Origin of the sequence: Methanobrevibacter gottschalkii DSM 11977 (genome assembly GCF_003814835.1) — an archaeon.
Taxonomy (GTDB): Archaea; Methanobacteriota; Methanobacteria; order Methanobacteriales; family Methanobacteriaceae; genus Methanocatella; species Methanocatella gottschalkii.
Genome location: NZ_RKRG01000002.1, coordinates 388812 through 402936 on the forward strand (window position 1 = coordinate 388812; position 14125 = coordinate 402936).

Consider the following 14125-nt stretch of genomic DNA (forward strand, 5'->3'; position numbering starts at 1 on the left):
CAAATGTTAATTTCAACTTCTAGAAAGCCTTCTCAAAAAACTAGAAAGTTTTGCAAGAACTTAGCTCATGCTACAGGTTCAATTTCTGTTAACAGAGGTAAAATGAATATGCGCGAGTTATTAATCAAAGCATTAGAAGTTGAAGAATATAATCTGGCTATTGTAAATGAGATTAAAGGTAATCCCAGCAGAATTTCATTTTACTCTAACAAAGGTAAGTTATTATTAACACTGATTATCGGAGCATCTGAAGAAAAAGAAAAAATGAACATTGCTCCTTCTCAATTAAAAATAGTTTCTGAAGTAAAAGAACTCAATATTTTAAGTGAAATCTTAGATATGGATTTAGTAGATAATGCTGAAAGTAATTATATATTAATATCCGAAGATGAGGATTCATTAGCTAATATTAATTTCATCAATAAATTCGGTGACATGAATAACTTTAAAATTAATGTTAAAAAGATTTTAGAGGTTTCAAATGATTGATGAAAGTCCTCTTGAGAGGGTTAGGAGCAATATAGTTATTGAATTTGAAGATAATGCCCAAGCTAAGATTATTTATGATTCTATTATTTTAGAATTTAGTACTGCTCCGGATTTTAGATCATCTATGACTATTGATTTGGATGAGTCTAATATCATAATTAACATCGATGCAGAAGATTCCACATCATTTAGAGCTTCTGTTAATTCGGCTATTAAATGGATTAAATTAGCTTTAGAAATAAATGATTTAACAAATTAATTCTTATTTAATAATTATTAAGGTGATACTATGGAGATTCCTGAAAATATTCAACAACAATTAAATCAGTTTCAACAATTACAACAGCAAGCTCAGGCTATAAGCATGCAAGTTCAAAATGTTGAAATTCAAATTCAAGAAACTGAAAAAGCTTTAGAAGAACTTAAAAAAACTGATGAATCAACTGAAGTATTCAAACAAGCTGGTACTTTACTTATTAAAGTTGAATATGCAGATGCATTATCTGACATGGAAGATAAATTAGAAACTTTAGGTTTAAGAAAACAAACCATGTCACGTCAAGAAGAAAGAGTTATGAAAAAACTTGAGGAAATGCAAGCATCTATTCAATCAGTTATGCAAGGTATGGGCCAATAGGCTCAATACTTTATTTTTTCTTTTTTTCACGATTTTTATGTCAAAATTAAAAACATTATCACAAGATGATTTATCCTCTATTTCTGATAAGTTTGGTGAAATTCTTGAAAAAGAAATTTCAAAATCAATTTCAATGAAAGAATTGGAAGATTTAGACTTAGATATTATTCTTAACTATGAAAACGAACAGTTAGATGTTGATGTTAATGTGGGAGTTTTGTTTGATGAACTTTCTGAAATTACTCAAGATCAGGTTATGCAGTCTATTGATGAAGCTTATTTAAAGTTCGATTCATATATTGATGATAATTTCAGAATGTAATTATTTTTTTTAAATTTTTATGTATTACTTTTGTTATATTTTATATTATAATAAGTAATACTTTTTCATAAAAAAGTATTTATATAACAAAAACAAATCATTATGTAAAGTTTGGAGTAAAATATACTGTCATATTATTAAGACAAAGCATTGTACTATTATTCTATCTTTCAAATTTCCCTCTTATTGCTTCAAACTTTAACCTTTTTTTAATTAATGAAGATTATCAAGTTTATTTTATTAAATTTTATCAATTTTAATTTCTTTAAAATTTCGTGTTTTATTTATTTTATATTTTTATTTATTTTTGTCAATATTTTTGTCAATATTATATTATTTAATTTAAAATTTTAATATTTTATTAAAAATCATATATTCAAGTATACTTTAATTTTTATAAACTATAGTAACATTTATATAGTATGTAAATTAAGTTAAGTAATAGAGACTCACATTGAGGCTGTTTCTCTAAATTGATCATTATTTTTAAGTGTTTGGGATGAGTTTAAAAAACATTTAACTCATCCGCCTCCTTCATATTTTAATACTAGTTTTAATATAATTATTATCATGATTAAAAAAATTCCAGTTATAGATTTAAAACAACATCAGGCAGTAAGTGGTAAATCTGGAATGAGAGATAAGTATCAACCTTTAAAAACAGTTTTTGCCAAATCTGCCAATCCTGTTGAAATTGCTCAAGGATTAAAATTAAATGGGGCTACTGAAATGTATATTGCTGATTTGGATTTAATTGAATCTGTGGGGCATAATATCAATGATATTAAAATGGTTAATACAATTTTACCTGTAATCTTTGATGGAGGAGTTAAAAATTGTGAAGGATTTGAATTTTTCCTTAATTATGCTTATAAGATTATTATTCCGACCGAAACACTTGAAAGTATTGATGAGATGAGAAAAATATTTGAAAAATATCCTAAAGAGAGGATTGTAATTAGTGTGGATGTTAAAAATGGTGAACTACTTGCAAAACATTTAAATTTAAATTTATCTGAATTTAAAGAGATTTTAAAAGAGCTTGATCCAAATGATATTATTATTTTAGATATTTCCAGTGTTGGCACTGAAAGGGGATATAATAAAAAGTTGCTTGAGGAATTTGGAGATTTAAAAGAAAAATTAATTATTGGTGGCGGGTTAAATAAAGATTCTTTAGTTGAATTGGAGTCATTAGGTATAAAAAAAGTATTAATAGGAACTAGTCTACATTCCGGTGAGGTTAAACTCTTAGACTAGAACACTTAAAATTAAGTACGGGAATATGCAAGCTATAATAAATAAAACAATACCTAATCCTAATTTACTATTGCTTTTTTCCAAAGATCCAGAAATAATCATTACAATTCCAAAAAATCCACAAATTACTGGAAGAATATGAGAAAATATTGTTGTTCCAACTATCGCCATTTTAAATCACTAATATAATTTACATTTTTTAAATTATATAAATATAACTTAATTATAGGTCTGTTTTTAATAACTTTTTTATTGTTGTAATTTAATATATTAAAATATGAGAATTGACACACATCATCATCACAAAAAAGCAGGTGAAAATCTAGCATTTGTTTTTTTCATGAATTTGACGTTCAATATAATTGTTATTGCAGGTGGTCTTGCAACAAATAGTATGGCAATTCTTGCTGATTGTATTCATGATATGTCCGATACTATTTCAATTGCTTTTGCATGGTTTTTAGAACATGTTGCTCAGAAAGATTCAACTGATAAATATTCTTATGGTTACCAAAGATTTTCAATTCTTGGTGCGGTAATAATTTCTATTTTTGTTATTATTATGGCTTTATTGATTCTTCAAGAGGCTATTCCTAGATTATTCGCTCCTGAAAGTGTTGATGCAAATGGAATGCTTTTAATGGCAATTGTTGGATTGGTATTTAAATCAATTTCAGTTTATCGTTTACATGGTGGTGAAACATTCAATGAAAAAGCAATTTTATTACATCAACTTGGGGATGTCCTTGAATGGATTACTATTTTAATATTAAGTTTAGTTTTGATGTTCTGGGATGGCGCACCTTATTTGGATCCTTTCGTATCAATCGGTATTGCATTATGGTTAATATTTAATCTTGGAATGAATTTATATAAATCTGTTGAGGTTTTACTTCAAAAAACTCCAAACCATTTTGATGTTAAAGAGTTTAAAGTAAATGTTTTAAATATTGAAGGCATTAAATCATTTGATGATTTTCATGTTTGGTCACTTGATGGGATTGATTCTGTGTTGACATTAAAAGTTTCTATTGATGATTGGAACAATCAGGAAAAAATTAAAAATGATATTTATAATATTGCATCTAAATATCATATTGTTGATATTACTATTGAATTTGATTAATTGATTATAATGAGTTATCTATATAACATTTTATGAATGATTATTCATATTTCTTCATTGATTTTATAGCATATTTAAGTAATAGTATTTAAACTAAAATTATTGTTTAAATAGAATATATGAAGTAAAATTTATTAAATATGAGAATTATATATCAACACTTATATTTGAAATAATGGAGAACATTACATGGTGGAAAAAGGAACTGATGTATTAAAAGAAGGCTTCGCTAAAATGACAAAAGGCGGAGTTATTATGGATGTAGTAAACGCTGAACAGGCATCAATTGCAGAAGATGCAGGTGCTGTAGCAGTTATGGCTCTTGAAAAAGTGCCTGCTGATATTCGTGCTGCTGGTGGGGTTGCTAGAATGGCAGATCCGACAATCGTGGAAGAGGTAGTTGATGCTGTGTCTATTCCGGTTATGGCAAAAGCTAGAATTGGTCATATTGCAGAAGCACAAATTTTGGAAACTCTTGGTGTGGACATGATTGATGAAAGTGAAGTACTCACTCCTGCTGATGAAGAATATCATATTAACAAAAAAGAATTCACTATTCCTTTCGTATGTGGTGCACGTAACTTAGGTGAAGCGTTAAGAAGAATCGATGAAGGTGCAGCTATGATTCGTACCAAGGGTGAACCTGGTACTGGAAATATTGTAGAAGCTGTACGCCATATGAGAATGGTAATGGGTGAAATCAGAACCGTTCAAGGAATGGAGGAAGAAGAGATTTGGAAGTATGCAAGAAAAATTGAAGCACCTATTGATCTTGTTAAAAAAACTGCAGAACTTGGAAAATTACCTGTTGTAAACTTTGCAGCTGGCGGTATTGCAACTCCTGCAGATGCATCTTTAATGATGCAATTAGGTTCAGATGGTATCTTTGTAGGTTCCGGAATCTTCAAATCAAACAATCCAGAAGCATTCGCAAAAGCTATTGTAGAGGCAACTGCAAACTATGATAAGCCTGAAGTGTTGGCTGAGGTATCCAAAGGGTTAGGTCAGGCTATGAAAGGTATTGAAATGTCAACTTTAACTGAAGCTGACAGAATGCAGGATAGAGGAATTTAAATTCCTCATATTTTTTTAATATGACTCTCGTTATTATTGGTCCTGTAACCCAGGATTTGGTTGTTATTGGTGAGAAAAGCACTCATAAAATCGGTGGAGCCACTTATTTTCAATCTTTTGTTTTTGAAAAATTTTACAATGATTATTTGGCTATTGTAAACTGTTCTGATGAAAAAATAGCTAATGAATTTCCTTCAAAGGATAAAGTTAAAGTTATTTTAAAAGAATTTACTCATTTTTTTATAAACAATTATCCAGATGTCAATAACAAAGATTACAGGGAGCAATTAAGTAATTTTGTTCAAATACCTATATTTAAAAGTGATTTGGAGAAAATCTTACCTAAAAAGATTGATGGGTTTGTTATTAACCCCCTTAATAGGCATGATTTTCCAATTGAAACAATTGATTATTTAAAAAGTTTCAATGTTCCAATTTTCATATCAATTCAGGGATTTTTACGAATTCCTGATGTTGAAGTAAATGGAAAATATGCTATTAAATTAGGTACTTTTGATAAATTAAGTGATATTTTAGAAGGTGTCTCTTCAATATTTTTAGATGAAGGTGAAGCAAACATAACCGGAATTGACTTTGATGTAGATGAAGTAGTTATAACTGATGGAAGTAATGGATCTAGAATAATTTCAGACAATCATGAAACTAAAATTAATGCTGTTAAATGTGAAAATATTGCAGATGCAACAGGTTGTGGTGATACTTATATGGCCGCATATATTTCTAAAAGACTAAATGATTATTCTATTAGATCTTCTGGCGAATTTGCTTCTGATATTTCCAGTAAAAAGTTAACAAAATTCGGACATTATTAATATTGGGGTGTTGCTATGGTAAAAATTGGAATACTGAATTTACAGGGTGCTGTAAGTGAACATTATAATATAACACGAAAAGCAGTTAAAAATATGGGTGTTGATGTGGAAGTTGAATCTGTACGTTATGCCGAAGATGTTGAAACATGTGATGGTTTAATTATTTCGGGTGGGGAAAGCACTGTCATTGGAAAACTAATAAAACAAAGAGGAATTGATAAAGTTATTAAAGAGAATAATATTGCAGTTTTTGGAACTTGTGCGGGTATGGTATTGCTTAGTAAAAAAACAGATTTTAATCAACCGTTAATTGGATTAATGGATATTGCAGTTAAAAGAAATACATATGGCAGACAAAAAGATTCTTTTGAATGTCCAATAGATATTTTTGGTAAAAAATATTTGGGAGTATTTATTAGGGCTCCAGCACTTGACAGTTATAATCATTCAAAGGAAGATATTAAAGTTTTATCTGTTTTAGATGATGAAATCATTGCTATTCAACAAGGACCGCATATTGCTATTTCATTTCATCCGGAACTTACTGAAGACACCTTAATTCATGAGCACTTTATTGATGGAGTTATAAATAGGTCTTAAATAGTTATTCTTAATTTTGTATTGATGATTATTATTCATTTTATTATTTATAACTTATTACTAGTTTTTTCTAAATAATAATAAATATTATTCTAATTATAAAAAAATTAAAGCATTATACTTGCTTAAATTAAAATTCAATTATTTTAATGGAAAAATTTTATTATGGTCTCTGCAAGTTTAAAAATAGAAGAAAATTTGTCATTGTAGGTATGGATTCAAATTCATGGAATTGAACTCATTTATGAATCTTTTCATATCGATTAATACTAAACTGGGGATTTAAAAGAATTATAAAAGTTGAGCTGCTGAAACGGGATTGGATAGATTAAAAAATTAATGAAATCTAAGATTTAAGTTGAATTCGAAAATCAAAGATTGAACAATATTTTCCAATTTATATTCAGTTATAATCTTGCATGTACAATTAAAAATCTCAAATTAAATATAACGGTCTTATCAAATAAGGCGGATTAATAAAAAATTTCACCTAAAAAAATCTCAAGTTTCTAGGATTGACCTTCATTAGAAACTTTTATTAATTAATATTATTATAATTAAATAATGTATTTCTTAATTTTTTTAAACACTACAAAGGGTTGTCATGTTAAATAAATCATCTAATATAATCGAGAAGGAATTTAAAAATTTACGTAAGGAATTATTGGATTTAACTTTAAGAAATCAACTTCTTAACTTTAAATCAAGAGCTAAAACCATTACTATAGTAAATCAAACTCCTGTAAATCTTTTTCAAACATTAGTTTTACAAGATAATAAAATGTATTTTGTAGCTAATAAAAAAGATAAAAAGGAAGACAAATCATCAGTATGGGATCATATTCCATTTGATTTTTCAAAGTTTTCAGAAGGGGATAAGAAATTAGCTACTGAGTTAACTCCCAAAGAGCTTCAAAAGAGATTGTATTATATTAATAACCAAGCTAAAACAATGCTTCAGGAACAAGGTTATAATATTTTATACTTGGCTATCGGTTTTTTAGAATGGACTGACAAATCAAAACCAAAACAAAGAAATAATGCCCCATTAGTGTTAATTCCAGTTGCAATGGAAAGAAAAAAGGTTGGTGAATCATTCAATCTTGAATGGACAGGAGAAGACATTCAGACTAATATTTCACTCAAAGCTAAATTATTGGAGGCAGGTATTGATTTTCCTGATTTTGAATTTAAAAGATATGGTGAAGTTATTGACCATTATATTGCAAGTGTTCGTCGTTCAGTTAGTAAAATGGACGGATGGACAGTTAACAATAATGTAGCTTTAGGTTTCTTTAGTTTTACAAAATTTGTAATGTACAATGATTTAAATCCAGAAGCTTGGGAAGATAATGTGGATTTGACTAAAAATGAATTAATCCAAGCTATTTTTAACCCTGCTAAAAATGACCATGAATCATTTAGAGAAGAAGATATAGATTCAAGATTGGAATATCAGAATATGTATCAAGTTTTAGATGCAGATTCATCTCAAATTGCAGCTATTCAGGACGTGAAAGCTGGACGTAATCTTGTTGTGGAAGGTCCTCCCGGAACTGGTAAATCACAAACCATTGTAAATTTAATCGCCGAATTACTTGCTGAAGGTAAATCCGTTTTATTTGTATCAGAAAAAATGGCGGCTCTTGACGTTGTAAAAGATAGGTTAACAGGGGTGGGGCTTGGTAAATTTGTTCTTGAATTGCATTCACATAAAACAAGAAGGAAAAAATTCCTTAAAGAATTGCAGAAAGCTACTAATGTACAATCTCAAGAACCATTAAACATTGATCAAACTATTCGTAAATTGGAGACTTTACGTCGTCAGCTTGATGATTATTCTCAAATTATACATAAACCAGTTTTTGCTGTTAATTTATCAGCATTTCAATTATATGGTATGAAAGAATCTGCCGATGATCATTTTGCAACCAAAAACGCATTAATGCCATTGGTTAGATTTGATAATCCTGAATCCATTACTTTAAAAGATTTGGATGATATGAAAATAGCTTTAGAAAATCTTGCTGAATTATATCAAACAATTTCTAAGGAAAATCCTTGGAGTAAATGCTCTCCAAAAAGCTTGCTTCCTGCTGATTTAAGAGAAATTGAAATGTTAATTGGAGATTCATTGTATGCTCTTGATAATTTCCTAGTTGAACGTGGCAGAGTCTATGATATTTATGGGATTAAAAAACCAGATACTTTAAATGAATTCCAAAACTCCCTTTCAGCTTTTGAAATAATTAAATCTCAAAATGCAGAATTAATAGATGGAAATATATTGAAATCAGGAGCATGGAATAACAACAATGATGATGCATTTAAATTAATTCAAGAGCTCCAAAGATATCAAAAATATGCTGAAACCTTAACTAAATTTAATCAAAGTATTTTCCAAGCCGACATTGATGGATTAGTCTATGAGTTAAGAAACATTTCTAATAAGAAATTCAGATTCTTCAATAACAAGCAACACATTGAACTTGTTGAGAGATATTATTCAATACCGGTTTCTGGAAGTGTTGATGATATTATAAGAGAGTTACAAGAAGCAAAAACAATAATCAATATTAGAAAAAGTCTTGAAGCTAATAATGCATTAGGTCAAAAATACTTTGGAGGTTACTGGCATTTAAATGCAAATATAGATGATTTAAATGCTATTGCAAAATGGATGCATGAATTTACTGCACTTGTACATGAAGGAACATTTTCTGAGAATACTATTGAATTAATGAGTAAAGATTTATTTGATATTAAGCCTGAAAGAGACCTTTCAGATTATATTGATGCTGGAGAGGAATTTGTTCATGTATTATCAAGACTTAAAGATAAATTAAATCCAAGAAGTAAATTAATATTTAAAAGAGAAACTGGGGATGTTCCATTTGAATCATGGAAGGAACAGTTGTATAATTGGAGAGGGCAACTATCAAGCCTTCACTTATGGTCTCAATATTTAAATACTAAAAATTCACTTAAATCTTCAAATGCTAAAATGTTTGTAGATTCAATTGAGAAAAGAAACATTAAAAAAGAGGATATTGAAGCACTTGTTGACGGAAATTTCGCTGATTCACTTTTGAATATATTGTTTGTGGAAAATCAGGAACTTGCAACATTTGTCGGCGAACTTCATGAAAATAGGATTCGTGAATTCAAAGATTTGGATAAGCAAATTTTAGTATTGAATCGTAAAAGGATTTATCAAAAATTAAACAGCAATATTCCAAAAATTTTTGGAGGAACTGAAAATCCACAAGCTAAAATATTGGCCGGTGAATTCACAAGAAAAAGTGGACATATGCCAGTTAGAAAACTCTTAGAAAAGACTGGTGGAATGATAAAACAAATTAAACCTTGTTTTATGATGTCTCCATTATCAATTGCACAATATTTGGATCCAACGAATGAAGAATTGCAGTTTGATGTTGTTATTTTTGATGAAGCAAGCCAAGTGAAACCTGAAGATGCATTAGGTGCATTTATGAGAGGAAAAACAGCAGTTGTCATGGGTGATACTCAACAGTTACCTCCAACTTCATTTTTCGATCAAATGTCTGATGCAGAAAGTGATGAGGAAGAAGCTACTTCATTAGACATGGAAAGTATCTTGCATTTGTGTAAATTGTCATTCCCAGTTAAAATGCTTAAATGGCACTATCGTAGTCGTCATGAATCATTAATTACAGTTTCAAATAGGGAATTTTATGATAATGATTTATTAGTTTATCCTTCACCTTCTCATAATGATCCTGAGCTTGGTTTGAAGTTTCACTACAATCCAAATACCGCGTATCATAGAGGTTCCTCTTCTGCAAACCCTCTGGAAGCTCAGGATGTTGTAGAAGAAATATTCAATCATTTTGAAAAATATGGTGATACAAAAAGTTTAGGTGTTGGAACATTTTCTGTTGCTCAAAAAAATGCAATTCTTGAAGCTTTGGAAGTAAAACGTAAAGAAAGGCCTGAATTCGAACCTTTATTTTCGGATAATAAAGATGAAAGATTCTTTGTTAAAAACCTTGAAACAATCCAAGGTGATGAAAGAGATGTTATATTAATCAGTGTGGGTTATGGTTATGATCAAGATAGAAAAATGTCTCTTAACTTCGGTCCTTTAAACCAGAACGGTGGTGAAAGAAGGCTTAATGTATTAATTACACGTGCAAGAGAAAAATGTGTTGTATTTTCAAACTTTAAAGCTTATGACATGAAATTAACAGCGAATCCACCATATGGTGTAAAATCTCTAAAAGAATTTTTAGAATATGCTGAAAACTTAACATTAGGCACTGATAATCAAGATTCTTATACAAGAGAACCATTTGAAGATGCAATAGCTAGTTTTCTGGAAGAAAACGGTTATACAGTTGATAGACAGATTGGTTGTGCAGGATTTAGGGTAGATCTTGCTATTGTTGATGATGAGAATCCGGGGAAATATATTTTAGGAATTACAACTGATGGTAAAATGTATTCTTCAAGTAAAGTAGCACGGGACCGGGATAGACTACGTGAGCAGGTCTTAAGCGGACTTGGCTGGAAACTTTACCATTTATGGTCAACTGACTGGTATAGAAACAGGGATTTAGGACGTAAAAAATTATTGGATTTTGTTCAAAAATCAATTCGCCAAACTCGCGAAGAAGAAAAACGTAAATCAGAAGAAGAGAAAAAATTAGCTGAAAAAAGAAGATTAGAAGCTGAAAAAAAAGCTGAAGAGTTACGTATTGCACGTGAAAAAGAAGAAGCAGAAAGAAAGGCTAAAGAAGAACAAGAAACTAATAATGAAATAAACATTGGAGATATTGGTCCAGCAGACTTTGTTGAAGTTGAAAAAGTTGATGATGGGGATTTCTTAGAAAAACCTATTGATGTTAGTTCAATTAATCCTTCTGAATTCTTTGAAGAGGAACCCTCAAGGAATTCAATAAATGAAGATAAAACAACAAAAGAGACTCCTTCTGAGTTTGTCAGTATTGAACATCCGGATAAAGATGTTGATTTTAAAAATAATTCTTCTGAAGTTGCTAATCAATATTCTTCTGATGATGAATCATTTGAGGTAAGGAATAACGATTTTAAAGATATTGAATCTGAACATCCTAAATCAGATGAAGATGATGATGAAGTCAAAATTGAATCTCTTGATGATTTAAATGCTGATGAATATAATGAAGAAAATGAATCATATGAAGAAATTCATAAAGAAAATACTTCTAAAGTCATGGAAAATGATGAAGATTATTCTGATGAATCGGATAGTATTTCTAAAAAGCTTTCTGATAAATTCAAATCAATTTTAAAATCTGATGGGCAAGAACAAGAAGAAAATACTCATTCATTCTTTTCATCTTCTAAATTTGCAAAGGATTTAGGTAAAAATTCAGATTTAAATGATGAAAAATCTTTTGAAGTAAATGATGAATTTGATTCAAAAATCAATGAATATACTGATAATGAAATTCTTGAAGAAAATCCAGTTGATCTGGATTCAAAAGAAGATACATCTGTAAATGAAGAGGATACTTCAGATTTCAAAACACCAAAATTTAGTAATAAAATTGATTTAGAATCTGATGATTTCATTGTTGTTGATCATGAAGATAATGAAGTTTCGAAGTCTTCTTCTGAAAATATTGAAAATGATGATTTCATTGTTGTTGATCATGATAATGATGAAGTTTCGAAGTCTTCTTCTGAAAATATTGAAAATGATGATTTCATTGTTGTTGATTATGAAGATAATGAAATTGATGAAAATCAAAAATATTCTTCTGTTGGATCTGATTTAGATGATGAAGTTATAATGGATTATAATGAAGTTCCTAAAAATAAATCTTATAGTGATAAAACTGAAGATATTTCCAATGAAACTACTGATGATAAAGTTGATTTAGATCCTGAAGAGGATTATATTTATGTTGACCATAGTCATGACGATGAACGTGTATTGGATGAAGATGATGTGGAAAAATTCAGTTTCAAATCTGATGAAATTTCCGAAGAACCGGAATTTGAAGTTGATAAAAAACCACAAGGTCAAAAACAATATCATAGAAAAGGGAGTACTTTTGTAAAATCAATTATTTCTGATGTTGTCATGGGAGAATCACATCTTGAACAAGAAGAAGTTGAAACAGTTAAAGGGGAAATAATTGAAGAAGATGAGGATTATGACTATAAAGATGCTCCAAGTGATGATTCTGTTGTTGAAGCGGAAATTGTCTATGATGATGAAGAGTTGAATATTCTCAATGACAATCTTCCTGATGATGCCCTTGAAAAACCAACTCCTAAACATGTTTATGACGATGAAGAGTTGAATATTTTCAATGACAATCTTCCTGATGATACTCTTGAAAAACCAGCTCCTAAAAGAAATCATGATATTGAAAATGATGATCTTGATAAGCCAACTCCAAAAATGGATTATACTGAAGGCGATGAATTAAATATATTTACCGATGATTTACCAGATTTAAATAAAGAAGAAATTAACAGAAATGCAACTGATATTGTAACTAAGGCAATGGAAGAATTCCTTGAGGACGTATTTGAAAATGATGATGACATTGAGAAAATTGAATTAGAAAATGAAATTAAAGAAGACATTCCTCAAGATAATGAAATGGTTATTGAAGATAAGGGAATAACAGAACACAATATAGAGGAAACTTCAAACGATATTGGTGATGGCGTTACTTATTATCAAGGTTCTAATGATGTAAGAAGTAAACTTAGAAAAAACAATTTCTACTATGAAGAAGAAAAACCAAAATCTGTTAGAGAATCCATTAAAGGAATTAAAAAAGACATGGAATATATAAATAAATCGTTAAAGGAAATTGAAAATCCTACTAAAATTGATTATGTTTCTGTTGTTGATAGAACTGAAGAATATGATCCAATGGATTATTTAAATATTCCAAGTGATGATGATTCTGATAAAATCATTGAAAAAGAAGAAGAATTAACATTTGCTGAAAAAGAAGAGTTAAGAATTGAAAAAGAAATGATGATGGATGATCTTAAAAAAGAAATAAAAGAAGAAAAAGATGTCATTGTTCCAGTTCATGAACAGGATAGGCGAGAAGAGCTTAAAGATCAAGCATTGGAAAATATTATCTTAAGCGCCAATGAAGATTATAAGGAAATAGAACGTGAAAGACGTAGAAAAGATAATCAGTTTAAATCATTTGATGATAATAAACTTCCGGGAAAAAGAAAAATGGAAGATGAAATTGTTGATTATGTCCATATTGAGGATATTGGATTACATTCCTCAGATGAGTTATACAGACAATCAATAGATAAAATTGCTAAATCTATCAATGATATCGTAGACATTGAAGGTCCAATTCATGTTAGTGAAGTTACAAAAAGAGTTAAAGAGTCATGTAATATTAAAAGAGCGGGAGCTAACTTGAAAAAACGTGTTAATGAAGGAATCAGTGAAGCTGAAAAATTAGGATATATTATTAGAATTGGAAATTTTTTATATGATTCTTCAAACAATAATATTGTCATTAGGAAAAGAAATAAACCAAATATTGAGCTGATTTCAGATGAAGAAATAGCTAAAAGTATTGAGACAGTATTGCTTCACAAGCAAAATGTTACAACAAAACAAATTGCAAAGGAAGCATCACGTAATTTTGGTTTCAAATCAACTTCTAAAAAGACAGCTACAAGAATTAATAGCATTTTGGATTTAATGATTGCTAATAATAAAGTTAAACTGGATAAAGATATTGTTGAACTTAAATAGGATA

Annotated in this window: 11 protein-coding genes; 10 read left to right on the forward strand and 1 reads right to left on the reverse strand. The window is 29.2% G+C overall.

Annotated features, from left to right (window positions below):
- Positions 1–3 precede the first annotated feature (3 nt).
- The 5 genes from EDC42_RS05735 to EDC42_RS05755 all read left to right on the forward strand — a co-directional run bounded on the left by EDC42_RS05735 (position 4) and on the right by EDC42_RS05755 (position 2708).
- Positions 4–489, forward strand: coding sequence for a Brix domain-containing protein (locus tag EDC42_RS05735; RefSeq protein WP_069575156.1), 486 nt, complete (start codon positions 4–6; stop codon positions 487–489).
- Complete coding sequence (locus EDC42_RS05740; RefSeq protein WP_069575155.1) at positions 482–748, forward strand: KEOPS complex subunit Pcc1; 267 nt, start codon at positions 482–484, stop codon at positions 746–748. The genes EDC42_RS05735 and EDC42_RS05740 overlap by 8 nt, the downstream gene beginning before the upstream one ends.
- A 30-nt stretch (positions 749–778) precedes the next feature.
- The gene (locus tag EDC42_RS05745; RefSeq protein ID WP_069575154.1) at positions 779–1126 is read left to right on the forward strand and encodes a prefoldin subunit beta; all 348 of its coding nucleotides are present in this window, start codon (positions 779–781) and stop codon (positions 1124–1126) included.
- 37 nt (positions 1127–1163) lie between these two features.
- Complete coding sequence (locus tag EDC42_RS05750; protein ID WP_069575153.1) at positions 1164–1448, forward strand: DUF3194 domain-containing protein; 285 nt, start codon at positions 1164–1166, stop codon at positions 1446–1448.
- A gap of 570 nt (positions 1449–2018) precedes the next feature.
- Positions 2019–2708, forward strand: coding sequence for a HisA/HisF family protein (locus tag EDC42_RS05755; RefSeq protein ID WP_069575152.1), 690 nt, complete (start codon positions 2019–2021; stop codon positions 2706–2708).
- Here the strand turns inward: EDC42_RS05755 and EDC42_RS05760 are convergent.
- On the reverse strand, positions 2700–2879 hold the full coding sequence (locus tag EDC42_RS05760; RefSeq protein WP_069575151.1) for a hypothetical protein: 180 nt from the start codon (positions 2877–2879) through the stop codon (positions 2700–2702). The genes EDC42_RS05755 and EDC42_RS05760 overlap by 9 nt on opposite strands.
- A 106-nt stretch (positions 2880–2985) precedes the next feature.
- Here EDC42_RS05760 and EDC42_RS05765 point away from each other — a divergent pair, with 106 nt between their 5' ends.
- From EDC42_RS05765 to EDC42_RS05785, 5 genes are all read left to right on the forward strand, one after another.
- A complete protein-coding gene (locus tag EDC42_RS05765; protein ID WP_069575150.1) occupies positions 2986–3834 on the forward strand; it encodes a cation diffusion facilitator family transporter in 849 nt (282 codons plus the stop codon).
- A 192-nt stretch (positions 3835–4026) separates the two neighbouring features.
- Positions 4027–4908, forward strand: coding sequence for a pyridoxal 5'-phosphate synthase lyase subunit PdxS (gene pdxS, locus EDC42_RS05770; protein WP_091699476.1), 882 nt, complete (start codon positions 4027–4029; stop codon positions 4906–4908).
- 20 nt (positions 4909–4928) lie between these two features.
- Positions 4929–5741, forward strand: a complete 813-nt coding sequence (locus EDC42_RS05775) for a PfkB family carbohydrate kinase (protein WP_069575148.1) — start codon at positions 4929–4931, stop codon at positions 5739–5741.
- 15 nt (positions 5742–5756) lie between these two features.
- Positions 5757–6341, forward strand: a complete 585-nt coding sequence (pdxT, locus tag EDC42_RS05780; protein ID WP_069575147.1) for a pyridoxal 5'-phosphate synthase glutaminase subunit PdxT — start codon at positions 5757–5759, stop codon at positions 6339–6341.
- Positions 6342–6945: 604 nt separating this feature from the next.
- On the forward strand, positions 6946–14121 hold the full coding sequence (locus tag EDC42_RS05785; RefSeq protein WP_123833412.1) for a DUF3320 domain-containing protein: 7176 nt from the start codon (positions 6946–6948) through the stop codon (positions 14119–14121).
- Positions 14122–14125 lie beyond the last annotated feature (4 nt).